Below are 25442 nucleotides of genomic sequence, written 5' to 3' on the forward strand. Positions count from 1 at the left end.
GGGGCTGGAAATCTTTCGTGCAACGAACGAAGATAAGGCAATCAAAGCAGACAGGAGGACACCATGGCAGATTGGGTAACAGGCAAAGTCACTAAGGTACAGAACTGGACCGACGCCCTGTTTAGTTTGACCGTGCGCGCGCCGGTTCTCCCCTTCACTGCGGGTCAGTTCACCAAGCTTGGCCTGGAGATTGACGGCGAACGCGTCCAGCGCGCCTATTCCTATGTGAATGCCCCTGATAATCCCGATTTAGAGTTTTATCTGGTGACAGTGCCTGACGGAAAGCTGAGTCCACGTCTGGCCGCGCTACAACCTGGCGATGACGTACAGGTGGTCAGTGAAGCCGCGGGTTTCTTTGTGCTGGATGAAGTCCCCGATTGCGATACGCTGTGGATGCTGGCAACCGGCACGGCGATCGGCCCGTACTTATCCATTCTGCAACTGGGCAAAGATGTCGATCGCTTTAAAAATCTGGTGCTGGTCCATGCTGCCCGTTATGCCGCCGATTTAAGCTACCTGCCGCTGATGCAGGCGCTGGAAAAGCGTTACGAAGGGAAATTACGTATTCAGACCGTCGTCAGCCGTGAAACAGCTGCAGGTTCGCTTACTGGCCGCGTTCCCGCACTGATTGAAAGCGGTGAGCTGGAAAAAGCAGTCGGTCTGCCGATGGATACCGCCACCAGCCATGTGATGCTCTGTGGGAACCCACAGATGGTACGCGATACCCAGCAGTTGCTGAAAGATACCCGGCAGATGACCAAACACCTGCGTCGCCGACCGGGCCATATGACCGCTGAGCATTACTGGTAAGGGTGTTTGCCTGAAGTCACTTTTGCCGGATGGTGGCTTCGCCTTATCCGGCCTACGGGTGACACTTTCGCCATCTGGCATTGTATTCACGCTTTGTACTTCACGTCCTGCGTATCCTTACCAAACTTATTCTCGCCCTGGGTGCCAACAAACGCGCCCAGGTCAATCAGCATGCCGACCAGAATCAACGTGGGGACAAAGCGTCCGACGACCCACGGCAAGACGCTGGGTAACATCGTCCAATTTCCTGCCAGCAGCATCCACGCCAGAATCATCAATAGCGCCCATGCGCCAGAGCGTCCCCGGTCATGCAGGCGTTTTACCGTCACCGCCGCTGTCGGCCATAACAAGCACACCAGGCAAAAAGCCGCTGTCTGAATATCGAGAAGTTTTTTACTCGCCAGCGAGAACAGAACCAGCATACCGACAATCCAGAGGCCGACCCAAATCCAGAAATCACGGCGTCCAATACGCCCTTTAATTGAGAATAACCACTGCTGTATGGTCATGTAAGTTCCTTTATTATTGCCTTCAAGAACAGTTTACCCTTTTGACAAGCCCGACAGTTTTGCTCTATGGATTTCGACTGGTGGGAAGGCGGCAAGTGAGTGAGTTCCGATGAGCTTACTCAGGTAAGTGATTCGGGTGAATGAACACAGCTAACGCACCTGCCACTTGAAAGACGACGAGTATATCGTTTTAATCGTGGTCAGTCATAATGAAAGGTACGATTGATGAAGCAAGGATTTACTCTGTTTTTATTATTGTTTTCAGCCCTGTCCGCAAGCCCTGCGGCACTGGCGGAAGAGCCCTCGACGGCAACCACGGCCCCCTATCTGCTGGCGGGCGCGCCGACGTTTGATCTGTCGATCAGCCAGTTTCGTGAAAACTTTAATACGCAGAATCCGAAGCTTGCATTAAATGAATTCCGCGCCATCGACAGCAGCCGCGATAAGGTAAATCTCACCCGCGCGGCCAGTAAGATCAATGAAAACCTGTATGCGTCATCGGCCCTGGAGCGCGGGACATTGAAAATTAAAAGCATGCAGATAACCTGGCTGCCGATCCAGGGGCCGGAACAAAAGGCCGCCAAAGCGAAAGCGCTGGAGTACATGAGCGCCGTCATCCGCACCGTAGCGCCCTTACTGACCAAAGAACAAAGCCAGAAAAAACTGCAAAAATTGCTCACCGCAGGCAAAAGTAAGCACTACTACGCAGAAACCGAGGGTGCAATTCGCTATGTCGTGGCAGATAACGGCGAAAAAGGGCTGACCTTCGCTGTTGAACCGATTAAGCTGGCGCTATCTGAAAATCTCGAAGGGTCGAATAAATGACAAAAAGCAAAGCCTTCATGATGATCAATCTCTATACTGTTTCACAGACCATGCTGCCCTGACGGGCGGCCATCTTCCTTAATTCGCTGACAAGCGTGGAGAAATGAAATGCGATATCCTTTAGTGATGGGTAACTGGAAACTCAACGGCAGCCGCCACATGGTAAACGAACTGGTTGCTAACCTGCGTAAAGAACTGGCTGGCGTTGCTGGCTGCGCAGTAGCAATCGCTCCACCGGAAATGTATATCGACCTGGCTAACCACGCCGCTGCCGGTAGCCACATCATCCTGGGCGCGCAGAACGTTGACCTGAACCTGTCTGGCGCATTCACCGGTGAAACCAGCGCTGAAATGCTGAAAGATATCGGCGCGAAATACATCATTATCGGTCACTCTGAGCGTCGTACTTACCACAAAGAGTCTGATGAACTGATCGCGAAAAAATTCGCCGTGTTGAAAGAACAGGGCCTGACGCCGGTTCTGTGCATCGGTGAAACCGAAGCAGAAAACGAAGCGGGCAAAACTGAAGAAGTGTGCGCACGTCAGATCGACGCGGTACTGAAGACTCAGGGCGCAGAAGCATTCGAAGGCGTGGTTATCGCTTACGAACCTGTATGGGCTATCGGTACCGGCAAATCTGCAACTCCGGCACAGGCTCAGGCTGTTCACAAATTCATCCGTGATCACATTGCTAAAGCTGACGCGAAAATCGCGCAGCAAGTTATCATCCAGTACGGCGGTTCCGTAAACGCAGCTAACGCAGCAGAACTGTTCGCGCAGCCGGACATCGACGGCGCGCTGGTGGGTGGTGCTTCTCTGAAAGCTGACGCCTTCGCCGTAATCGTTAAGGCAGCTGAAGCCGCTAAACAGGCTTAAGTTGTTGCAAGGGGGGCATTGCCCCCCTTGTCATCTCCGCGTTACCAATATCCCAGCCAGTGCCACCAGAAGGCACCCGTTACCCCCCAGATAGTCAGGTTGGCCACACTCATCACCAGCCCTGTTTTCCACCACTCAGCCAGCGTAACGTAACCCGAGCCAAAAATGATGGGCGCGGTGCCTGTGCCGTAGTGCGTGAGCGACATCATCAACGAGGATGAGAATCCCAGCATCAGGCCAAGCAGCGCCGGAGGCGCACCGAGACCTAATCCCGCCGCGAAGAACGCCGCGAACATCGCCGTAATATGCGCGGTAGTGCTGGCAAAAAAGTAGTGCGAATAGACGTAAAGCAGCACCAGCAGCAGCGTGGCGATACTCCAGTGAACGCCGAGATGATCGATGGCACTTCCGACGCTGGTCGCCAGCCAGCCGACCAGGCCCAGTTTGCTCAGGAAGTCCGCCATCATTACCAGCGCAGCAAACCAGACTATCGTATCCCATGCCCCACGGCATTTGAGAATATCATCCCAGCTGAGTACCCCGGTCACTAACAAAATTGATAAGCCGATTAACGCCGCGCTGGTGGGGTTGACGGTCCAGGCACTGCCCATGATCATCGCAGGAACACCCGCCCACAGGCAGAGCAGCAAAACGAAAACCGCGAGGGTGATTTTCTCTGCCAGCGCAAGCGGGCCAAGCGCATCGAGCTTTTGCCGGGCGAACTGCGGCGCGTTCGGCGTGCGGGTAATGGCCGGCGGGTAGAGCCACCAGATAATAATGGGCATCACGATCAGTGAGACGACCGCAGGCAGAAGCGCAGCGATGGCCCACATTCCCCAGGTCATATTCAGTACCCCATCCGTCCCTTTGGTCAAAAAGCTGACAATCAATGGGTTAGGCGCGGTCGCAGTAATAAACATCGCCGAGGTAATCGGGTTAATGTTGTAGTTCACCAGCGCCAGATAGCGGCCGGTAGAGCCGTTTTCCTTATCTCCCGGCTGAGACCCGAGGCTTTCGGCAATCGCCCGCATGACCGGGTGAATAATCCCACCACCGCGCGCGGTATTGCTTGGGGTTACAGGGGCTATCAGCGTTTCCGCCAGGGTTAACGCCCAGGCAATACCCAGCGTCCGTTTGCCAAACAGGGCAATAAATCCATAGCCAATGCGCGCGCCCAGCCCCGTTTTCAACAGGCTTTGCGACAGCATGATGGAGATACCGATCAACCAGATCAGTTGGTTAGAGAAACCGCTCAGCGCATCACTCAGCGCCGCAGTCGGTTTACCAGGGTGAGTGACGCCGGTCATTGCCACCAGCATAATCGCGACAATCGCGATAGCGCCAATAGGCATGGCTTTGCCAATGATGGCCGCGATAGTGCCAATAAACAGCGCCAGCAGATGCCACGCTTCGGGAGTAACGTCAGGAGGGCAAGGGATAACAAACCAGATAGTCAGGGTAATCACGATCGAGATAATGGCAGGCCAACAGCGTATAGGGGTCAATCTGTCCATGAGTCAATCCTTGAGTTTCCAGCACGCAAGTATGCACATCGATATTACCCGGTATCGACATGCAGAATGCGATTCACCTTCTCAATACATAAATTTTTACGATTACAAGACGTTATAGTTTCCCCAGTACGCTAAACCACAGATAATCCAGCGGCAGCAGAACCAGGTACGTTGCCATAGCCAGCGTAATGCACAGCAGCATTCCTGCCCGTGCAGGCACTTTGCCTAGCGCCATCGCCACCACAATTGGCGATGCCTGATACGGCAGCAACGGCGTGGAATAGCCCAGCACCTGAATCATAATCACCGACAGCAGCGGAAACCCGGTCGCATCGGCAAAGCTCTGTGCCAGCGTGGTATACAGCGCCGGAACGCCGTTGGCGGTCATAATAAAATTGAGCGCCGTGGTAATACCGGTTAACGCCAGAAAGCTGGTAAAGGGTTTATCCGCGTCCAGCGGCATCACCTGTAGCAACGCCTCCCCCACCGCGCTACCGATGCCGGTTTGCGTCACGGTGATCGCCAGCCCCAGGATCCCCGCCACGTAAATACAGGTGCGGATGTTCACCCCGCTGGAAAACTCGTCCCCGTTAATAAAACCTACCCGTGGCAACAGCGTAATGATTGCCGCCACCAGCCCGGTCCAGGCCGGACCAATACCGTGCCAGCTTTCACTGACCCACATCAGCAACACCACCGCTAACATCCAGGCCAGCCGTTTTTCATCGCGGCTCATCGGCGCAGGCGGCGTCACATCATTAGGGGCATGGGGCTTGCCGGGGAACAGCCAGCAGATCAGTCCAACCAGCAGCGCGCCTTTTAGCCAGCCGAGAACCGGCGTATGCAGCAGTAAATAAGGTAGATAATTCAGATGGATACCGTACGAACCTTCCGTTGCGCCGCTCATCACCAGGTTTGGTACGTTGGCAGGCAGAATGGTGGCGGAAAGCTGGAACGTCCCAAAACCCACGGCTAACGCCAGACCGTACCAGGCGCGGGTGCCGTCGAGAATACCGGCGCGTTTCGCCATCGCCGCGACAATCGGCATCAGCAGCGCAATACGCCCCATGTTGGACGGCATCACAAACGCCAGCGCGTAGCTCAGCAGCACCACGCTTGCGACCATTAACAGCCAGGAATCGGTCAGCCGGGACGACAACGCCCGCGCCGCCCTGTCCGCCAGTCCCGTTTTACGTATCGCGATGCCCAACACGAAACCGCTGAAAACCAGCCAGAACGCCGACGAAGCAAAGCCGCCAAAAATCACCTCCGGTGGGGCGATTTTCGCCACCATTGCGACAGAGAAGAATATCAGCGCCGTAATGAACTCCGGTAACAGCGACGTAGCCCAGAGCAGAATGGTGATGCCAACCACCAATGAAGGGATAAACAGAGGGTGCGTAAGCCAGAGCGACATGCCTGTCTCCTGTTGTTTTTTTCAACAAGAATACGGGGACAGGCACAGAGAGTAAACGCCAGATTAGGTGGGGTTACCGCAGGATCTGGCACTGATGATCCTGAATTTCCTCGGCGGAGGCGAGATTCAGCGCCAGCAAATCGCGCTGGGTCGCCAGCAGGACAAAGGATTCATCGCTCTGGCGTACCATCGCCAGCGCATAGCGGCCCATATGGTCACGCGCATCCGGTACCTCTTCCGCCAGCATCATAAACGGGCTGCGTTGCGCCAGTTCATTTTCCGTCACGCGGCGCGCCAGATACTCATGCCCGCGCAATCCGCCCGGCAAAGGCAACCAGCGGGTGCTGATTTTCGCCAGATTGTCATCCAGTCGCGTTCTAACGTCAGGACGCAGGCAAGAGATATGAATGTGGAAATGGTTTTGCGTGCGGCCAGACGGCGAGTTGATGGTTAGCGATACCGCTTTATCGGGAATTTCCTGACCGTATTTTTGGCTCATAAAACCGCGCGCTTGCCAGGCGAGCCAGAAAAAATTCGGCGTGCCTGATTGCAACAGCAGCGGGCTTTCCGTGCCGTTAATGCGGTAAGTGGGCATCAATAAGTATTGCAGAGGGCCGTTACGGTCTTTGAACACCACATACCCGGCATCCGGTTTCACCTCCGCACACGGCGCAGGGTTATGCCGTTGCAGCTGGTTCGGCAGGCATTGCTCAAGAACAATCTGGCGTAACGCATCCGGGTTACCGTTGAGTTTCCAGTAACCTATGCCCGCAGCGGCAGCGATAATCATCACCACCAGTAAAAAATAGCCTGCTTTTTTCATTACGCGTTTCCTGTATCCCATTGAGGGGTAAGCGTAACGTAAAATGATGACAAATAAAAAAGCCCGGTCGCGTTATGCCACCAGGCCTGCAAACACATCTGTGTTAGCGTTTACTGATTTGGTCAAACGTACCGCCGTTAGAGAAGTGCTCTTTCTGCGCTTTGGTCCAGCCACCAAACTCGTCGTCGATGGTGAACAACTTCAGCTTCGGAAAGGCATTTTCGTATTTCTTCGCCACGTCAGCATCACGCGGGCGGTAATAGTTTTTCGCCGCAATTTCCTGACCTTGCGGAGAATAGAGATACTTCAGGTAGGCTTCGGCCACCACTTTGCTGTCTTTCTTTTCTACCACTTTGTCGACAATAGACACGGTCGGTTCTGCGAGAATGGATTCGCTTGGCGTGACGATCTCAAACTTGTCTTTACCCAGTTCATTCGTCGCCAGCAGCGCTTCGTTTTCCCATGCGATCAGCACATCGCCAATTCCGCGTTCAACAAAGGTATTGGTAGAGCCGCGCGCGCCGGAATCCAGCACTTCCACGTTTTTAAACAGAGCTTTGACGAAGTCCTGAGCTTTAGCCTGATCGTTGTTATTGTGGTGCAGGGCATAACCCCATGCCGCCAGATAGTTCCAGCGTGCCCCGCCGGAGCTTTTCGGGTTTGGCGTAATGACTGACACACCCGGTTTAACCAGATCGTTCCAGTCATGAATCTGCTTTGGATTGCCTTTGCGTACCAGGAAGACGATGGTGGAGGTGTAAGGTGCAGAGTTGTCCGGCAGGCGTTTAATCCAGTTTTTATCGATACGGCCACGCTCAGCAATGGCGTCCACGTCATAGGCCAACGCCAGGGTAACCACATCGGCTTCGATACCGTTGATGACCGAGGTGGCCTGTTTACCGGAGCCACCGTGTGACTGGCGGATAACGACGTTATCGCCCGTTTCCTGTTTCCAGTGCGCCGCGAAGGCTTTGTTGTACTGTTCGTACAGCTCACGCGTTGGATCGTACGATACGTTAAGTAACTGAATATCTTTTGCCAAAACGCTGGTCGATGCCAGCAATAATGTTAACCCTACGCCCCATTTGTTCATCGCCCAGCTCTCTTATTTAATGTTGTGATGAGCAGAGCGTGCCAGAAAGCGATCCAAACTTTAAAGAATAAAAAAAGATTTGCTATAACGAGGGGGAATATATGGAGTCGGGTTTTTGCCTGATGGCGCTACGCTTATCAGGCCTACGATTTGCATCATGTAGGCCGGATAAGGCGCAAGCCGCCATCCGGCAATTGCAATCAGTACAGTTTTTTCGCGCAGTCCAGCCAGTCACCTTTGAACGGACGCTTCATATTCTCGATAGCATCGATGATGTCGTGGTGAACCAACTGTTCGTTCTGAATACCGACGCAGCGACCGCCATGACCTTCAAGCAGCAGATCAATAGCATACGCCCCCATACGGGATGCCAGAATACGGTCGTAAGGCACCGGGGAACCACCACGCTGGATGTGACCCAGTACGGTTGAGCGCGTTTCACGGCCGGTTTCTTTCTCGATGTAATGCGCCAGTTCATCAACGTCACACATGTGCTCGGTGATCGCCACAATCGCGTGTTTCTTACCTTTGGCGATGCCAGCTTTGATTTCAGCGACCAGATCGTCACGGCTGAATTCAACTTCCGGAACGACGACGAATTCGCAGCCACCGGCAATTGCTGCCGCCAGAGTCAGGTCACCACAGTAGCGCCCCATCACTTCAACGATGGAGATACGCTGGTGAGAAGAAGAGGTGTCACGCAGACGGTCAATCGCTTCTACCACGGTACCCAGTGCGGTGAAGTAGCCGATAGTGTAGTCGGTGCCTTTAATATCGTTGTCGATAGTACCCGGCAGGCCAATGCACGGGAAACCCATTTCAGTCAGACGTTTTGCACCCAAGTAGGAACCGTCACCACCGATAACAACCAGGGCGTCAATCCCACGCTTCTTCAGGTTTTCGATAGCCACAGCGCGCACGTTTTCGTCGCGGAATTCCGGGAAGCGAGCAGAACCGAGGAAAGTACCGCCACGGTTGATCATGTCGGACACGCTATAACGGTCGAGCTGAACCATACGGTCTTCATACAAACCCAGGTAGCCATCATGGATCCCCATGACTTCCAGTCCTTCCGTCAACGCTGCACGTACAACACCACGGATTGCTGCGTTCATGCCCGGCGCATCACCGCCGCTTGTCAACACACCGATTTTCTTAATCATGACTACCTCTGAACTTTGGAATGCAAAATGAAATCTGCTGCCGGAAGTCGATTCCGCATATCGAAACGATCCAACGAATATGCAGATAGTATAACAATCACTTCCTGCTGAATTGATTCAGGTCAGGCCAAACGGTGGTAATTTATACACAAAATGCTGGCCCTGCTCACTTTTTTACAACGAATTATGAAAGCTCAAACATCTTGCCTTCCTTGGGTACGACTGAACAGGGATCCTGATGAATAATCACATCCGATCCCGGGAAACGCCGCAAAATCGCCTGCTCAACCTGTTCAGCCACTAAATGCGCCTGAACCAGCGGCAGATTATCTTCCATTTCCAAATGAATCTGAATAAAGCGGGTCGGCCCTGACTGCCGCGTGCGAAGATCGTGAGCGCCGCTAACTCCTGGCCATGACGTCACTATATCAATAATTTCCTGACGTTCTTCATCGGGCAAGGCGCGATCCAGCAAGGATTGCACCGCCTCGTAGCCCATACGCAATGCGCTATATAGAATATAGATGCCAATCCCGAGCGCAAACAAGGCATCCGCACGATGCCAACCGTACCATGCCAGACCAAGCGCGACGAGAATAGCGCCGTTCATCATAACATCAGACTGATAATGAAGCATATCTGCCCGGACAGCCTGACTTTGCGTACGCTTTACCACCCAGCGCTGAAACGTGACCAGTATGATAGTACAAATTAACGCAATGACGGTGACGATCACCCCGACGCCCGGATCTTTCATCGGCGTCGGTTGGACGAGATGCTGAATACCAGTCAAGAATAAAAATAGCGCCGAGCCAGAAATAAACATGCTTTGCGCCAGCGCCGCCAGCGATTCTGCTTTCCCGTGCCCGAACGTATGTTCATCATCGGCTGGCTGTAAGGAATAGCGCACCACCAGCAAATTGGTTAACGACGCGGCGATATCGACCAAAGAGTCCACCAGTGCCGCCAGAATACTCACCGACCCGGTGTACCACCACGCAAAAATTTTGATCAAAAGTAACAGCGAAGCCATCACGGTTGCCGCGATAGCCGCCCGGCTCACCAGCCGCCCATAAGTTTGATTCATAAACACTCCCGTCAGGATATGCCGCTAGTATAACGGATGAACTAAAACAGTCAGGCAATAAGAAAGTGTCAAATTTTGGGCAAAAAAAAACCACATCATGTGGGGGAAGACAGGGATGGAATGTTGCAGCAATACGTCACCTGAATACGTTTTATTCTGAATTTTTAAGGCCTCTCTGTAACACTTCTAATCCTCATTTACTTTAGGTGTACGATAAACACTCAATCAACATATCTTGAGGGATTAAGATGCCGTATTACCCTAATTCTATTGACTGGAAACCGATCCAAGAAGGAGGTCTGCGTAGGTTAAGGCTTGGCGAGATAAATCTTGCAAACTCGCTCTTTGGCTTCAGCATTCTTTACCATCAGGTTTGGGTTCATCTGGAAAGTTATCTTCCTTTTGATACTCAAAACCCAGGTCAGGCGATGACGCCTGACGGCGAAATGTGGTTTAGAACAATAAAATACGAAGATGATTTCTCGATGCCAACAAAACAGCCAACGCCAAATGCCCAGCATCTTTTTTTGCATGAAATGATGCATGTTTGGCAGCACCAATCTGGAATGTGGGTACGGACGCGCGGGGCGTTCTCATGGGCAGCTGATTATACATACAGCCTTAATGAAAAAAATCTACTTGATTACGGACTGGAGCAGCAAGCATCCTTAGTCAGCGATTACTGGTTGTTAAAGCATTATGGGTTTGATGGGCATAGCGATCTGTATGTTTACCGTGATTATGACCCAGAAGAACCGGAGCTGAAGTTAATGCAGAAATATGAAAAGGTACTCGGGAGCTTTCCGATATGAAGAAATCGCTCTTTTTTCTCCCTTTACTTTTATTTCTGGCCGGATGCCCAGGGAAAGGCAGAGAGGGTGCAGAGTCCGGTGAACGACGGGCGATCCACGTAGATGGCAATCGTGTTTGCTTTACCATAGATAAAAAAGATGTGTTAAACAGATATATTCTGTCAACTAATGGTAGAGAGTATAAAAAATTATTAGTCGGCGATTTTAAACATCTCTCCTACCCCGGTACCTGCTTCACGGTCAATTTAGAGAAAGGGGTTGTGTATGGTGCAAGCTATACCTTAAATGGAAAAAATCACTACTACACATTTATCACTACCCATGATGGTACTGTGTTGGATTTAGGAAAAAGCTGAGCATTATTATAAATTTACATGGTTCTACATCAAGGCAGTGAGTTACATTGAGGTCAGCCACACATAACAAAAGCTTTTATAAGCGCTAAATACCTTCTGCAAGTCGCTGTTTATCTTTGGTAGTTCACTGGAATTTTGGGCAAAAAAAACCCCCACATCATGTGGGGGAAGACAGGGATGGTGTCTATGGCAAGGAAAACAGGGTTACTACTGGGAACGTGAGTTGCTACTACTCAATAAATTCAACGATGAGCTTTTTTGCCATTGCGCTACATCACGCAGCTGCTCCATTCGTTGTTCATGTTTCTCATTTAAAACCGCTTGCTGCTCGGGCGTTAACAGGCGATACATCTGGTTGCGGACCTTGGCTATTTCAACCTGGCGGGCAACCTGCTGTTGTGCCATCTTTTCTGCCTGAGCGCGCACAGCGCTTTCATCAAAATTCTCTGCGGTGACAAGACGATGCATTGTCTCCATTTCGCTAACATTAACAGGAGGCTGCTCATGTCTGGCCTGCTGCATTAAATCTCGCATCTGTTGACGTTGATGTTCGGTTAAACTGATACCGTCAAACATGTGGCTCTGCGCATTACGTTGCGAAGAGCTTTCACCCAGGTGCCAGTGATCGCCTGTGACGACTTCAGCTGCATGGCTAAACGTACTGAGTGCCAGCGTTGAGGCCATGACGGCAGCGGTAACTTTGCCCATCACTTGCTCCCAAAATCTTTTCTGTCGCGATTCAACGAGAGACAGTTTACGATTCGGGCTGCAAACATGCGTCAGGGGGTGTAAAACAACGTAAAGTCATAGATTAGCGCCGCCTGATGTCGTAATTTCTGCCTCGGAGGTACGTAAAAAATGAATAAAATACTGCTAGTTGATGATGACCGAGAGCTGACATCCCTGTTAAAGGAGCTGCTCGAAATGGAAGGTTTCGATGTGCTGGTTGCCCATGATGGGGAGCAGGCACTGGAGCTTCTGGATGACAGCATCGATTTACTTTTGCTCGACGTCATGATGCCGAAGAAAAACGGCATTGATACACTGAAAGCACTTCGCCAGACACACCAGACACCCGTAATCATGCTGACCGCCCGCGGCAGCGAACTGGATCGCGTACTCGGCCTTGAGCTGGGCGCGGACGATTATTTACCCAAACCGTTTAACGACCGCGAACTGGTCGCGCGTATCCGCGCGATTCTGCGCCGCTCCCACTGGAGCGAACAGCAGCAGAACAGCGATAACGGCTCGCCGACGCTGGAGGTGGATGCGTTAAGCCTCAATCCGGGTCGCCAGGAAGCCAGCTTTGACGGGCAAACCCTGGAGTTAACCGGTACCGAATTCACCCTGCTGTATTTGCTGGCGCAGCATCTCGGCCAGGTGGTTTCTCGTGAACATTTAAGCCAGGAAGTGCTGGGCAAACGCCTGACACCGTTCGATCGTGCTATCGACATGCATATCTCGAACCTGCGTCGTAAGCTGCCGGAGCGTAAAGACGGGCACCCGTGGTTTAAAACCCTGCGCGGTCGCGGCTATCTGATGGTCTCCGCTTCATGATAGGAAGTTTAACCGCACGCATCTTTGCCATCTTCTGGTTAACGCTGGCACTGGTACTGATGCTGGTGCTGATGTTACCCAAGCTCGACTCACGCCAGATGACCGAGCTACTGGATAGCGAACAGCGCCAGGGGTTGATGATTGAGCAGCACGTTGAAGCTGAACTGGCGAACGATCCGCCCAACGATTTGATGTGGTGGCGTCGCTTGTTTCGTGCGATAGACAAGTGGGCGCCGCCGGGACAGCGGCTATTACTTGTTACTACGGAAGGACGCGTGATCGGCGCAGAACGCAACGAAATGCAGATCATTCGTAACTTTATTGGTCAGGCCGATAACGCCGATCATCCGCAAAAGAAAAAATACGGTCGTGTTGAAATGGTTGGGCCTTTCTCCGTCAGAGATGGCGAAGATAACTACCAGCTGTACCTCATTCGGCCTGCCAGCAGTTCACAATCTGACTTCATCAACCTGCTGTTTGACCGACCGCTGTTACTGCTGATCGTAACCATGTTAGTCAGCTCTCCGTTGCTGCTTTGGCTGGCCTGGAGTCTGGCAAAACCGGCACGTAAGCTGAAAAATGCGGCGGATGAAGTGGCACAGGGTAACCTGCGTCAGCATCCTGAACTGGAAGCCGGTCCGCAAGAATTCCTGGCGGCAGGCGCCAGCTTTAACCAGATGGTGACGGCGCTGGAACGCATGATGACCTCACAGCAACGCCTGCTGTCGGACATCTCTCACGAGTTGAGAACGCCGTTAACGCGTCTGCAACTGGGGACCGCTCTGCTGCGCCGTCGTAGCGGCGAGAGCAAAGAGCTGGAGCGTATTGAAATGGAAGCGCATCGACTGGACAGCATGATCAACGATCTGCTGGTCATGTCGCGCAATCAGCAGAAAAACGCGCTGGTCAGTGAAACCGTGAAGGCGAATCACCTGTGGGGTGACGTGCTGGATAACGCCGCCTTTGAAGCCGAGCAGATGGGCAAATCGTTCACAGTTAACTTCCCGCCAGGGCCGTGGCCGCTGTACGGTAACCCGAATACGCTGGAAAGTGCGCTGGAGAACATTGTTCGCAACGCCCTGCGCTACTCACACACCAGGATTGAAGTGGGCTTCGCGGTAGATAAAGACGGGATTACCATCACCGTGGACGATGATGGTCCGGGCGTGAGCCCCGAAGACAGAGAACAGATTTTCCGTCCATTCTATCGTACCGATGAAGCGCGCGATCGCGAATCTGGCGGTACTGGTCTGGGTCTGGCAATTGTTGAAACCGCTATTCAGCAGCATCGTGGCTGGGTCAAGGCCGAAGACAGCCCATTGGGTGGTCTGCGCCTGGTGCTCTGGCTGCCGCTGTATAAACGTGCGTAATTGTGCCTGTTGCGCCGGATGACGATGCTAACGCATCTTATCCGGCCTACAGGTTCAATAATCGCCTTATTTTCCCCACAATCTTCGCGAATTATCTTCGATCTTGCCGCTTAAGCGGCGTTTTTGCATGGTTCTGGTCCAGCTCTTTGACAGTCCCGCCGCCGACAGCAAACGATGATACTGGTCGTCGTCAAACGGCATATGCCAGGCTATGGCGATGGCCTCCTGTACGCTGACGTCGCTCACGCGAGACGCCAGCACCAACGGCGCATCTGCTGATACCATGCCTGGTGCGATAACGCTGCACAGCCAGCCGGTCTTACCCGCATCCTGCATCTGACTTGCCATGTCGCTAATAGCAAAATGAAAATTCAGCTTAAAGCACGGCGAGCGTGGCTGTGTGACCTGAATCAGCGCCTCACCCCACTGGAAGATATCACCAATAAAAACATTCTCTTCCGTCATGCCCTGCGTTGACAGATTCTCGCCAAAAGCGGGCGCAACAAACAACTCTGCCTGTTCAGGAAAAGCCTGTTGCCAGTATAGGTAGTGTTCACGCGGATAGTGGCACAGCGCGCGGTCCGGCCCACCGTGAATTTTCGTTTCTGCCTGTTCATCCCCTGCCAACCCTAATTCGGTCAGCATCAGCTCGCCATCGACCTGAACTTTCGCAATCGCACTGGGGCGGCTTCCCGTGTAATCCCGAATCTTGCCTGCAAATACATCAACCGGATATCGCATCTGTTCCCTCTCCCGATAACTTTTCCCCATTACACCCTATTTATTCTACCCTATTCGCTCAAAATGAGAGCACGGTTGGTGTGAAACGTAGGGACACATGCTATCAATGTAAGTTGGTTTTGAAACAACATTTCAATTAAGGAGTCGACAACGTGACGGGTCAATCGCAATTTGCTGGCGTCTGGTGTCCTTCCATTACGCCAATGGACAATGACGGCAAGATCGATTTCAACGGTCTGAGCCAGCATCTCAAACGCCTTACCGAGGCACAGATCGACGTTATTTTGTTGATGGGCAGCATTGGGGAATTTGCCTCCTTTACGCTCGACGAAAGGCTGCAGCTAATCCGTGAGGCCCGTGCCATGAGCTCGCTGAAGATGGTCGCCAACGTCTCATCCACCTGCCAGAGTGATGTGCTACTGATGGCGCAGGAAGCGTATCACGCGGGATACGATGCCGTCATGATCCTGCCACCTTACTATTACGGACAAACGGCAACACAGTTGCTGAGCTACTTCCGCCAGTTAGGGCAGAAACTCAGCGGTCAATGGTTTGCCTATAACTTCCCGGCGCGTACCGGCTGTGATTTAACACCTGAGCTGGTTGCTACCCTGGCCGGGGAATTCCCGAACTTCGCCGGTATCAAAGACACCGTGGACTGCCAGTCCCATACCCGCAGTATGATTCAGACCACCCGCGCTGTACGCAAAGATTTTGCCGTACTCTCCGGTTACGACGAATATTACATCCCCAACCTGCTGGCAGGCGGCGCGGGGATTATTTCTGGCCTAAATAACGTGATGCCTGAGCTGTTTGTCCACGCACGCGAGGCGTTTAAACAGGGCGACCTGGCGGCGTTGCGTGATATTCAGGATAAGATTGGCACGTACATGTCCATCTACGCTATTGGCGAGGATTTTGTCACCACCATTAAAACCGTGGTGTCGCGTAAGTTTGGCTATTGCACCGGCGTTTCGCGTAATGCAGGTGGGAAGTTAAACGAGGACCAATGCCGAATAATTGATGAGGTGTTTGGGCGTTAATATTACCCGGCCCGCATCATGATGTGGGCCGGGTAAGTGCATCAGGCAATACAGCGTTACCGCTCTACGCCATCAGGCTGTAAGGGGCTTATTTTTTCGCCGCGAAACGCGCCGCAGCTTCGTCCCAGTTAACCACGTCCCAGAATGCTTTGATGTAGTCCGGGCGACGGTTCTGGAATTTCAGGTAGTAAGCGTGTTCCCAAACGTCCAGGCCCACGATCGGGAAGCCGGAAGCGCCAGAGATAGCCTCACCCATCAGCGGGGAATCCTGGTTGGCAGTAGAAACCACAGCCAGTTTGTCACCTTTCAGTACCAGCCATGCCCAGCCAGAACCGAAACGGGTTGCCGCTGCTTTTTCAAATTCAGCTTTGAAGTTATCAACAGAGCCAAAGTCGCGTTCGATAGCCGCTTTCAGGTCACCCTGCAGCGTAGTACCGGTTTTCAGACCTTTCCAGAACAGGCTGTGGTTAGCGTGGCCGCCTGCGTTGTTACGCAGTACGGTTTTCTTATCCGCTGGCAGCTGATCCAGTTTAGTGATCAGCTCTTCAACAGGCAGGCTAGCGAATTCAGGCAGGCTTTCCAGCGCAGCGTTCGCGTTGTTTACATAGGCCTGGTGGTGCTTGGTATGGTGGATTTCCATCGTCTGCTTATCGAAGTGCGGTTCAAGGGCATCATAAGCGTACGGCAGGGATGGCAGTGTATAACTCATAATCATCTCCAGTATTGTCGGGCGGCCAGTGTTAACGCCGCGTAAGCAGTTGGGTCATTATAGTTAATTAAATGATATTGAAAATGATTATCAATGCCGTACTTTTTACAGGGTCTTAATAATTCATCACCCATGTTGAAGATGTGAGCCAAATCACCCACTTAACGTGATAGCTGCCAACAAGCGTCAAATGACGGCAATCGTCAAAAGGTTAATCACCTGCATAATTTTTAAACTCGTTGTGTCGGAGGGTTCATCACCGACGATAAAAAATAACGAGGATTAAGTCATGAGTAACGCGATTACGATGGGTATCTTTTGGCATTTGATAGGCGCAGCCAGTGCAGCCTGTTTCTATGCCCCGTTTAAACAAGTCAAACATTGGTCATGGGAAACAATGTGGTCAGTTGGCGGGATTGTCTCCTGGCTTATCCTGCCGTGGACCATCAGCGCCATGTTGCTCCCGGATTTCTGGGCTTACTTCGGCTCTTTTAGCTTCTCCACGCTGCTGCCGATATTCCTGTTCGGTGCCATGTGGGGGATCGGTAATATCAACTATGGTCTGACCATGCGCTATCTCGGCATGTCGATGGGGATCGGCATCGCAATTGGCATAACGTTGATTGTCGGCACGCTGATGACCCCGATCATCAACGGTAACTTTGATGTGTTGATCAACACTAATGGCGGCCGCATGACCCTGCTCGGCGTGCTGGTCGCCCTGATTGGCGTCGGCATTGTTACCCGAGCGGGACAGTTAAAAGAACGCAAAATGGGCATCAAGGCTGAAGAGTTCAACCTGAAAAAAGGGTTGGTTCTGGCGGTGATGTGCGGCATTTTCTCTGCCGGTATGTCCTTTGCCATGAACGCCGCTAAACCGATGCACGACGCCGCTGCCGCGTTGGGCGTCGACCCGCTGTATGTTGCCTTGCCAAGCTATGTGGTCATCATGGGCGGCGGCGCGTTAGTTAACCTCGGCTTCTGCTTTATTCGCCTGGCAAAAGTCAAAAACTTGTCGATCAAAGCTGACTTCTCACTCGCCAAATCGCTGATCATCACCAACGTGCTGCTATCCGCGCTCGGTGGCCTGATGTGGTATCTGCAATTTTTCTTCTACGCCTGGGGCCACGCCAGTATTCCGGCGCAATATGACTACGTCAGCTGGATGCTGCACATGAGTTTCTACGTCCTGTGCGGCGGCATTGTCGGTCTGATGCTGAAAGAGTGGAAGAACGCGGGCCGTCGTCCCGTGGGTGTGCTGAGCCTCGGCTGCGTGGTGATTATCCTTGCCGCAAACATTGTCGGTCTGGGAATGGCCAGCTAGTCCTGCGGATTACTGAGATGACGCCACTGGCTCGGCGTCATCCCGGTTTCTCGCGTAAACACCACCGAAAAGTAGTTACTGTCCTCAAAGCCACAACGCATAGAAATCTCACCAATCATCAACTTGCTATGTTGCAGCAAATACTGAGCGTGGCAGACCCGCACCTGTCGAAGATACTGGTTGATGGTCATTCCAGTCTGGCTGCGAAACTGCTGACGCAGCACGCGCTCGCTGCACTGCTCCCGTTGACAAAATTTATCCAGTTCAAAGGTATGCTCATGGCTGCCGGCCAGCGCGGTGATCAGCTTATCCAGCAGTGTCTCACTGGTGGTTGCCGGGAGCCTATCCGTGGCATAACGATGGCGCTTGAGAAGCGTCACCAACTGTCCGAACAACAGCTCCGCCATATCATTACATAACGGATCACGCTGCTGGCTTTCGTGTTCCAGTTGGCTAATCACCTGTCGGGCCTGAGCCATACCGGCACTGCCCAGACGCCAGTGGGGCTGGCACGGTGTGCCGTTAAAACCGGGGATCACGTCGTCCCATCCCAGATTCAGCGTCAACCGCTCAGGGCAGTAGATAATATTCTGCAGGACGAGGTCGTTAACGGAGGTGTACGAATGTTTGTCTGCGGCGCGAATGTAAAACAGATCGCCACGCGTTATCCGGTACGGTCGATCGTTGAGGACATGCAGGCCATTGCCGCGCCAGACCATCACCAGTTCACAAAACTCATGAGTATGCTCGGCAAACACATCCTGCGGATAGCGATCGGCGACGGCAACAGCCTGCTGTTCGCTCGCAAAAAAGTCTGATTTCAGAAGGATTAGCTGATTCACCACCACAATATTCCCTGCCGGATGGCGGCTACGCCTTATCCGGCCTACAGATTACGTGACTCGTAGGCCGGATAAGGCGTAGCCGCCATCCGGCGTGAAGGAACATAATTATCTGAGATTCGGCGGTAAAAAACGGTGATAGCTTTCGCGTTACTGGAGGCTGCTTCTGGCCACGACGTCGCGGCCCTGGCGAATATCGCGCGGCGACCAGTTAAATTCCCGGCGAAATAGCGTCGAAAAGTGGTTACTGTCGCCAAAACCGCAGCGGTAAGCGATGTCCGTAACGCTGTCATCACTATGGCGCAATAAGTGCCGTGCTTTGATCAACCGCAGGCGATTGAGATAGCGCTGCGGCGTCAGCCCGGTTTGCTGCTTAAGCTGGCGGTGCAAGGTGCGTAAAGAGAGCGAAAATTGCTCGGCCACAGCGTCCCAGCAGACTTCGTCGGCAAAATTATCTTCCAGCCACGCCATCAGCCGGTTTAGCCGCGCATCGTTATCTGCTGCCGCTTCCATCAGACTGCTTTTGCGTAGCAGCACCAGAAGTTGCATAAACAGGATCTCGCGATTGGCCGCCGTCGGCGTATCCATCTCCTCACCAAGATGCTCTATTTGCCCCACCAAGTGACGGACCTGCTGCAATACGCCCTGATTCACGCGCCAGTGGGACGGATACTGACCGTTCTGCTCCTGAGGTAACAACTGGTTTAACCCGGCCAGAAACTGAAACGCATCAGGGGAACGATACAGTACATTTGTCAGGCACAGATTGTCAGTATGTTCATATAAGTGTCTGTCATGATCGCGGACAAAACAGACCGTCCCGCCGCTAATGGTGTAGGGCTGTCCATTGAAAACATGAATACCTGTCCCATGCTCAACTATCACAATTTCATGAAAATCATGATGATGCTCGGGAAAAGCAGTCTGGGGCAGTCGCGGTTCGATCGCCACAGGCGCTTTACCTGTCGGAAAAAAATCCACGCAATGCAGTACGGTCATGATGACTTCCTTCCAGATCAAATGAACATGGCTGCATAGTAATTAAGGGTTATGACCCTCACCTTAAATTTTTGACGCCAAAGTGCGTAAACACGGTTAATTCTTCAAGAAACGGCAGGAAAGATCGGGAAATGCGGAAGGGGTCACATCAGACAAAATCCCGCCCATTACACGAAACTGTGAACAGCATCACGTTCACCTTTGCCATGCTGCCAGCGGCTTATTGTGACTGTCACTAACAAGAAGGTACGCCGTTCCAGGGGTTCTTAGACTGAGTGCAATAAAACTCAGAAGGACCTCGCTATGACTCTTCGCCATTGTGTCGCTATCGATCTCGGCGCATCCAGCGGACGCGTAATGCTGGCACGTTACGACAGTGACCACCGCACCCTAACGCTGCGTGAAATCCACCGCTTCGTGAACTGTCTGCAAAAAACAGACGGTTTTGACACCTGGGATATCGACAGCCTGGAAAACGACATTCGCCTGGGGCTGAAGAAGGTCTGCGATCAAGGCATCCTGATTGACAGCATCGGGATTGATACCTGGGGCGTGGATTACGTCCTGATCGGTAAAGACGGTCAGCGCGTCGGTCTGCCGGTCTCTTACCGCGACAGCCGCACTACCGGCGTGATGTCGCAAGCTTTAGCGCAGCTGGGTAACAGCGAGATCTATCGTCGGAGCGGCATTCAGTTTCTGCCCTTTAACACCCTGTATCAGCTCCGCGCGCTGGTCGAACAGCAGCCAGAGCTGGTCCCGCAGGTGGCGCATGCCCTGATGATCCCCGACTACTTCGGCTACCGCCTGACCGGCGAAATGAACTGGGAATATACCAACGCCACCACTACGCAGTTGGTCAATATCAACACCGACGACTGGGATGACACCCTGCTGGCATGGACCGGCGCAGACAAAGCCTGGTTTGGCCGCCCAACGCATCCGGGGAACGTAATTGGCCACTGGATCTGCCCGCAGAAAAATCAGATCCCGGTGGTTGCCGTCGCCAGCCACGACACCGCCAGCGCGGTCATCGCTTCACCGCTGGCCGATAACAACAGCGCTTATCTCTCTTCCGGCACCTGGTCCCTGATGGGGTTTGAGAGCAAAACACCGTATGCCAACGAGGCCGCGCTGGCGGCAAATATCACCAACGAAGGCGGCGCGGAAGGACGTTACCGCGTGCTGAAAAATATTATGGGATTGTGGCTGCTGCAACGCGTATTAAAAGAGCGGCAGATTACCGACCTGCCTGCGCTTATCGCGAAAACCGAAGCGCTACCGGCCTGCCAATTCCTGGTCAACCCGAACGACGATCGCTTTATCAACCCAGTTGATATGAGCGCAGAAATTCAGGCCGCATGCCGCGAATCCGGTCAACCCGTTCCGGTTCAGGATGCTGAGTTGGCGCGCTGTATTTTCGACAGTCTGGCGCTGCTGTATGCCGACGTCCTGCAGGAACTGGCACACCTTCGTGGTCACGCCTTCAACCAACTGCACATTGTTGGCGGCGGCTGCCAGAACGCCCTGCTCAACCAACTGTGCGCGGATGCATGCGGTATCCGCGTCATGTCCGGGCCTGTTGAGGCCTCTACGCTCGGCAATATTGGCGTTCAGCTGATGACGCTGGACGAACTTAACAACGTCGATGATTTCCGCCAGGTGGTGACCGCTAACTACGACCTGACAACCTTCATCCCAAATACTGACAGTGAAATTGCCCGCTACCAGGCGCAGTTTCAATCAACACGACAGACAAAGGAGCTTTGCGCATGACCACTCAACTTGAACAAGCCTGGGAACTGGCAAAACTGCGTTTCGCCGCGGTAGGTATCGATGTCGAGGAGGCATTACGCCAGCTCGATCGTCTGCCGGTCTCCATGCACTGCTGGCAGGGCGATGATGTCGCCGGATTCGAAAACCCGGAAGGTTCGCTCACCGGCGGCATTCAGGCCACCGGTAATTATCCAGGTAAAGCGCGTAACGCCGTTGAACTGCGCGCCGATCTGGAGCAGGCACTGAGCCTGATCCCGGGTCCTAAGCGTCTGAACCTGCACGCTATCTACCTGGAATCCGATACCCCGGTATCCCGTGACCAAATCAAACCTGAACACTTTAAAAACTGGGTGGAATGGGCGAAAACGAACCAGTTAGGGCTGGATTTCAACCCGTCCTGCTTCTCGCATCCGTTGAGTGCCGACGGTTTCACGCTGGCACACGCTGACGACAGCATCCGCCAGTTCTGGATTGACCACTGCAAAGCCAGCCGTCGCGTCTCCGCGTACTTTGGCGAACAGCTGGGTACGCCGTCGGTGATGAACATCTGGATCCCGGATGGCATGAAAGACATCACCATTGACCGCCTGGCACCACGCCAGCGCCTGCTGGAAGCACTGGACGACGTCATCAGCGAGAAGTTCGACCCGGCGCATCATATTGATGCCGTCGAGAGCAAACTGTTTGGTATCGGCGCAGAAAGCTACACCGTTGGCTCCAACGAGTTTTACATGGGCTACGCCACCAGCCGCCAGACCGCACTGTGCCTGGATGCAGGTCACTTCCATCCGACTGAAGTGATTTCCGACAAGATCTCTGCCGCCATGCTGTACGTGCCGCGCCTGCTGCTGCACGTCAGCCGTCCGGTGCGCTGGGACAGCGACCACGTGGTATTGCTGGATGATGAAACTCAGGCGATTGCCAGCGAGATCGTACGCCATAACCTGTTCGACCGCGTACACATTGGCCTCGACTTCTTCGACGCCTCCATCAACCGCATTGCCGCGTGGGTGATCGGCACCCGCAATATGAAGAAAGCCCTGCTGCGTGCGCTGTTAGAACCCACTGAGCAACTGCGCCAACTCGAAGCCAGCGGCGACTACACCGCCCGCCTGGCCCTGCTGGAAGAACAGAAATCACTGCCATGGCAGGCGGTCTGGGAGATGTATTGCCAGCGTCACGACGCCCCGACCGGCAGCCAGTGGCTGGACAACGTCCGCGCGTATGAAAAAGACGTGCTGAGCAAGCGTAGCTAAAGGCGTTATCTGCCTTGTAGGCCGGATAAGACGCCCTGCGTCGCCATCCGGCAATGAATGAAACACGATTGCCGGATGGCGCTGCGCTTATCCGGCCTACGTAAGACCCGATAACGTTCGGGCAATAAACAGGAACACCGACCATGCAAAACATTACTACCTCCTGGTTCGTCCAGGGGATGATCAAAGCTACTTCTGATGCCTGGCTGAAAGGTTGGGATGAGCGTAACGGCGGCAACCTGACGCTGCGCCTGGATGAGGCCGATATCGCCCCCTTTACCGCTGATTTCCATGAAAAACCGCGCTATATCGCGCTGAGTCAGCCGATGCCGCTGCTGGCCAATACTCCGTTTATCGTCACCGGTTCCGGCAAGTTCTTCCGCAACGTCCAGCTCGATCCGGCAGCCAATTTGGGCGTAGTGAAAATCGACAGCGACGGTGCGGGCTACCACATTCTTTGGGGGCTGACCCATGAAGCCGTACCGACCTCCGAACTGCCTGCACACTTCCTTTCCCACTGCGAACGCATGAAAGCCACCGATGGCAAAGACCGCGTGATCATGCACTGCCATGCCACCAATCTGATTGCTCTGACCTACGTGCTGGAAAACAGCACTGCGCTGATCACCCGCAAGCTGTGGGAAGGCAGCACCGAATGTCTGGTGGTGTTCCCGGACGGCGTCGGCATTCTGCCGTGGATGGTGCCGGGAACCGACGAAATCGGCGAAGCAACGGCAGTTTCCATGCAGCAGCATTCTCTGGTTTTGTGGCCATTCCACGGCGTGTTTGGCAGCGGCCCGACACTCGATGAAGCGTTCGGTTTGATAGATACCGCAGAGAAATCTGCTGAAGTTTTAGTCAAAATTTATTCGATGGGCGGTATGAAGCAAACCATCACGCGCGAAGAGCTGATTGCACTCGGTAAACGTTTTGGCGTGACCCCACTGGCCAGCGCATTAGAGCTGTACTGATACCTCCCTCACTCAACGCCGGATGCGGCTTCGCCTTATCCGGCCTACAGGACGTTACCTTTAAGGAGAATATTCATGAGCTTTATGTTGGCACTGCCAAAAATCAGTCTGCACGGCGCTGGTGCGATTGGTGATATGGTCAACCTCGTGGCGAACAAGCAATGGGGTAAGGCGCTGATCGTAACCGACGGTCAACTGGTCAAACTGGGCCTGCTGGACAGCCTGTTTACTGCCCTTGATGCGCATAAAATGTCGTATCATCTGTTCGACGACGTATTCCCGAACCCAACGGAAGAACTGGTACAGCAAGGTTTTGCCGCATACCAGGACGCTGAATGCGATTACATCATCGCTTTCGGCGGCGGTAGCCCAATCGATACCGCTAAGGCAGTGAAGATCCTGACCGCTAACCCAGGCCCCTCCACGGCGTACTCCGGGGTGGGAAAAGTGAAAAATGCCGGTGTTCCGCTGGTTGCCATTAACACCACCGCGGGTACGGCCGCAGAAATGACCAGCAATGCGGTGATCATTGATTCCGCACGCAAGGTGAAAGAAGTCATCATCGATCCGAACATTATTCCGGATATCGCCGTCGATGACGCCAGCGTGATGCTGGAAATTCCGGCCTCCGTGACCGCCGCGACCGGTATGGATGCCCTGACCCACGCCATTGAAGCCTATGTCTCCGTCGGTGCACATCCATTGACCGATGCCAACGCGTTAGAAGCGATTCGCCTGATCAACCTGTGGCTACCCAAAGCGGTCGACGAGGGTCACAACCTCGAAGCCCGTGAGCAAATGGCGTTTGGTCAGTATCTGGCGGGCATGGCGTTCAACAGCGCCGGCCTGGGTCTGGTACATGCGCTGGCACACCAGCCGGGTGCGACGCACAATCTGCCGCACGGCGTCTGCAACGCCATCCTGCTGCCGATTATCGAAAACTTTAACCGCCCGAATGCCGTGGCGCGCTTTGCTCGCGTGGCGCAGGCGATGGGGGTTGATACCCGTGAAATGAGCGATGAAGTGGCAAGCATGGAAGCCATCAACGCGATCCGTGCCCTGAGCAAGCGCGTGAGCATTCCGGCAGGCTTCAGCCAGCTAGGCGTGACCAAAGAGGACATTGAGGGGTGGCTGGACAAAGCACTCGCCGATCCGTGCGCACCATGCAATCCGCGCACCGCCAGCCGCGAAGACGTCCGCTCGCTGTATCTGGAGGCGTTATGATCCGCAAAGCCTTTGTGATGCAGGTGAATGCCGACGCGCACGTTGAGTATCAGCGTCGGCATAATCCCATCTGGCCAGAGCTGGAAGCCGTACTGAAAGCCCACGGCGCGCATCACTACGCGATTTATCTCGACCAGGAGCGCAGCCTGTTGTTTGCCACCGTTGAGATTGAATCCGAAGAGCGCTGGAATGCCGTCGCCAGCACCGACGTGTGTCAGCGTTGGTGGAAGCATATGCGTGACGTGATGCCCACCAACCCGGACAACAGCCCGGTGAGCGCGGAATTAAAAGAAGTGTTTTATCTGCAGTAGTATTGTTGGCCGGATAAGGCGCTAACGCGCCGCATCC

General features: G+C 53.6%; 26 protein-coding genes. 14 read left to right on the forward strand and 12 right to left on the reverse strand.

Annotated elements, in window-relative coordinates:
• Positions 1-63 precede the first annotated feature (63 nt).
• Positions 64-810, forward strand: a complete 747-nt coding sequence (gene fpr / locus QNN86_RS21390) for a ferredoxin--NADP(+) reductase (RefSeq protein WP_414212306.1) — start codon at positions 64-66, stop codon at positions 808-810.
• 86 nt (positions 811-896) lie between these two features.
• Here fpr and QNN86_RS21395 read toward each other — a convergent pair whose 3' ends face one another.
• The gene (locus QNN86_RS21395; RefSeq protein WP_096758824.1) at positions 897-1319 is read right to left on the reverse strand and encodes a DUF805 domain-containing protein; all 423 of its coding nucleotides are present in this window, start codon (positions 1317-1319) and stop codon (positions 897-899) included.
• Between the two features lie 225 nt (positions 1320-1544).
• On the opposite strand from QNN86_RS21395, the gene QNN86_RS21400 reads away from it, so the two are divergent.
• The gene (locus tag QNN86_RS21400; protein WP_414212307.1) at positions 1545-2144 is read left to right on the forward strand and encodes a YiiQ family protein; all 600 of its coding nucleotides are present in this window, start codon (positions 1545-1547) and stop codon (positions 2142-2144) included.
• A 108-nt stretch (positions 2145-2252) separates the two neighbouring features.
• Positions 2253-3020 (forward strand): triose-phosphate isomerase, encoded by a 768-nt coding sequence (tpiA, locus tag QNN86_RS21405; protein ID WP_414212308.1) that lies wholly within the window; start codon positions 2253-2255, stop codon positions 3018-3020.
• A gap of 41 nt (positions 3021-3061) precedes the next feature.
• Here the strand turns inward: tpiA and QNN86_RS21410 are convergent, their stop codons facing one another.
• From QNN86_RS21410 to fieF, 6 genes are all read right to left on the reverse strand, one after another.
• The gene (locus QNN86_RS21410) at positions 3062-4534 is read right to left on the reverse strand and encodes a DASS family sodium-coupled anion symporter (RefSeq protein ID WP_096758827.1); all 1473 of its coding nucleotides are present in this window, start codon (positions 4532-4534) and stop codon (positions 3062-3064) included.
• 112 nt (positions 4535-4646) lie between these two features.
• Positions 4647-5951, reverse strand: a complete 1305-nt coding sequence (locus tag QNN86_RS21415; RefSeq protein ID WP_182270640.1) for an SLC13 family permease — start codon at positions 5949-5951, stop codon at positions 4647-4649.
• A gap of 73 nt (positions 5952-6024) precedes the next feature.
• On the reverse strand, positions 6025-6774 hold the full coding sequence (locus tag QNN86_RS21420; protein WP_182270641.1) for a CDP-diacylglycerol diphosphatase: 750 nt from the start codon (positions 6772-6774) through the stop codon (positions 6025-6027).
• Between the two features lie 103 nt (positions 6775-6877).
• Positions 6878-7867, reverse strand: coding sequence for a sulfate/thiosulfate ABC transporter substrate-binding protein Sbp (sbp, locus tag QNN86_RS21425; RefSeq protein WP_096758830.1), 990 nt, complete (start codon positions 7865-7867; stop codon positions 6878-6880).
• Positions 7868-8067: 200 nt separating this feature from the next.
• Positions 8068-9030, reverse strand: coding sequence for a 6-phosphofructokinase (pfkA, locus tag QNN86_RS21430; protein WP_117343655.1), 963 nt, complete (start codon positions 9028-9030; stop codon positions 8068-8070).
• Positions 9031-9214: 184 nt separating this feature from the next.
• Positions 9215-10117, reverse strand: a complete 903-nt coding sequence (gene fieF, locus QNN86_RS21435) for a CDF family cation-efflux transporter FieF (protein WP_096758832.1) — start codon at positions 10115-10117, stop codon at positions 9215-9217.
• A 248-nt stretch (positions 10118-10365) separates the two neighbouring features.
• Here fieF and QNN86_RS21440 point away from each other — a divergent pair, with 248 nt between their 5' ends.
• Positions 10366-10929, forward strand: a complete 564-nt coding sequence (locus QNN86_RS21440) for a type IV secretion protein Rhs (RefSeq protein WP_181618138.1) — start codon at positions 10366-10368, stop codon at positions 10927-10929.
• Positions 10926-11285 carry a putative T6SS immunity periplasmic lipoprotein gene (locus QNN86_RS21445; protein WP_181618139.1) on the forward strand — a complete coding sequence of 120 codons (360 nt, stop codon included), beginning with the start codon at positions 10926-10928 and terminating at the stop codon, positions 11283-11285. The genes QNN86_RS21440 and QNN86_RS21445 overlap by 4 nt, the downstream gene beginning before the upstream one ends.
• Positions 11286-11492: 207 nt before the next feature.
• On the opposite strand, the gene cpxP is transcribed toward QNN86_RS21445, so the two are convergent.
• A complete protein-coding gene (gene cpxP, locus QNN86_RS21450; protein ID WP_117343652.1) occupies positions 11493-11993 on the reverse strand; it encodes a cell-envelope stress modulator CpxP in 501 nt (166 codons plus the stop codon).
• A gap of 150 nt (positions 11994-12143) precedes the next feature.
• Here cpxP and cpxR point away from each other — a divergent pair, with 150 nt between their 5' ends.
• Both cpxR and cpxA read left to right on the forward strand, forming a co-directional pair.
• Positions 12144-12842, forward strand: a complete 699-nt coding sequence (gene cpxR, locus QNN86_RS21455; RefSeq protein ID WP_005121756.1) for an envelope stress response regulator transcription factor CpxR — start codon at positions 12144-12146, stop codon at positions 12840-12842.
• On the forward strand, positions 12839-14212 hold the full coding sequence (gene cpxA, locus QNN86_RS21460) for an envelope stress sensor histidine kinase CpxA (RefSeq protein ID WP_096758834.1): 1374 nt from the start codon (positions 12839-12841) through the stop codon (positions 14210-14212). The genes cpxR and cpxA overlap by 4 nt, the downstream gene beginning before the upstream one ends.
• Positions 14213-14278: 66 nt before the next feature.
• Here cpxA and yiiM read toward each other — a convergent pair whose 3' ends face one another.
• Positions 14279-14953 (reverse strand): 6-hydroxyaminopurine reductase, encoded by a 675-nt coding sequence (yiiM, locus tag QNN86_RS21465; RefSeq protein ID WP_182270642.1) that lies wholly within the window; start codon positions 14951-14953, stop codon positions 14279-14281.
• A 152-nt stretch (positions 14954-15105) separates the two neighbouring features.
• Between yiiM and QNN86_RS21470 the strand changes: the two genes are divergently transcribed.
• On the forward strand, positions 15106-15996 hold the full coding sequence (locus tag QNN86_RS21470) for a dihydrodipicolinate synthase family protein (RefSeq protein ID WP_181618141.1): 891 nt from the start codon (positions 15106-15108) through the stop codon (positions 15994-15996).
• An 88-nt stretch (positions 15997-16084) separates the two neighbouring features.
• On the opposite strand, the gene sodA is transcribed toward QNN86_RS21470, so the two are convergent.
• Positions 16085-16705, reverse strand: coding sequence for a superoxide dismutase [Mn] (gene sodA, locus QNN86_RS21475; protein ID WP_096758838.1), 621 nt, complete (start codon positions 16703-16705; stop codon positions 16085-16087).
• Positions 16706-16994: 289 nt separating this feature from the next.
• Between sodA and rhaT the strand changes: the two genes are divergently transcribed.
• A complete protein-coding gene (gene rhaT, locus QNN86_RS21480) occupies positions 16995-18029 on the forward strand; it encodes an L-rhamnose/proton symporter RhaT (RefSeq protein ID WP_181695126.1) in 1035 nt (344 codons plus the stop codon).
• Here the strand turns inward: rhaT and rhaR are convergent.
• Together rhaR and rhaS are read right to left on the reverse strand one after the other, a co-directional pair.
• Positions 18026-18874: an HTH-type transcriptional activator RhaR gene (gene rhaR, locus QNN86_RS21485; RefSeq protein ID WP_279277421.1), complete on the reverse strand. Its 849-nt coding sequence runs from the start codon at positions 18872-18874 to the stop codon at positions 18026-18028. The two genes, rhaT and rhaR, sit on opposite strands and share 4 nt — an antisense overlap.
• A 147-nt stretch (positions 18875-19021) precedes the next feature.
• A complete protein-coding gene (rhaS, locus tag QNN86_RS21490) occupies positions 19022-19870 on the reverse strand; it encodes an HTH-type transcriptional activator RhaS (RefSeq protein WP_182270644.1) in 849 nt (282 codons plus the stop codon).
• A gap of 303 nt (positions 19871-20173) precedes the next feature.
• On the opposite strand from rhaS, the gene rhaB reads away from it, so the two are divergent.
• The 5 genes from rhaB (at position 20174) to rhaM (ending at position 25405) form a co-directional block, all read left to right on the forward strand.
• Positions 20174-21643, forward strand: a complete 1470-nt coding sequence (rhaB, locus tag QNN86_RS21495; RefSeq protein ID WP_414212309.1) for a rhamnulokinase — start codon at positions 20174-20176, stop codon at positions 21641-21643.
• Positions 21640-22899 (forward strand): L-rhamnose isomerase, encoded by a 1260-nt coding sequence (gene rhaA, locus QNN86_RS21500; protein ID WP_279277422.1) that lies wholly within the window; start codon positions 21640-21642, stop codon positions 22897-22899. The genes rhaB and rhaA overlap by 4 nt, the downstream gene beginning before the upstream one ends.
• Positions 22900-23042: 143 nt before the next feature.
• A complete protein-coding gene (gene rhaD, locus QNN86_RS21505; RefSeq protein ID WP_181618143.1) occupies positions 23043-23870 on the forward strand; it encodes a rhamnulose-1-phosphate aldolase in 828 nt (275 codons plus the stop codon).
• Between the two features lie 75 nt (positions 23871-23945).
• Positions 23946-25094 (forward strand): lactaldehyde reductase, encoded by a 1149-nt coding sequence (gene fucO, locus QNN86_RS21510; RefSeq protein ID WP_414212310.1) that lies wholly within the window; start codon positions 23946-23948, stop codon positions 25092-25094.
• The gene (rhaM, locus tag QNN86_RS21515; RefSeq protein WP_096758846.1) at positions 25091-25405 is read left to right on the forward strand and encodes an L-rhamnose mutarotase; all 315 of its coding nucleotides are present in this window, start codon (positions 25091-25093) and stop codon (positions 25403-25405) included. The genes fucO and rhaM overlap by 4 nt, the downstream gene beginning before the upstream one ends.
• The last annotated feature ends 37 nt before the right edge of the window (positions 25406-25442 follow it).

The sequence above is a fragment of the Citrobacter sp. C348 genome (assembly GCF_047467975.1).
In the GTDB taxonomy this organism is placed as follows: domain Bacteria; phylum Pseudomonadota; class Gammaproteobacteria; order Enterobacterales; family Enterobacteriaceae; genus Citrobacter; species Citrobacter gillenii.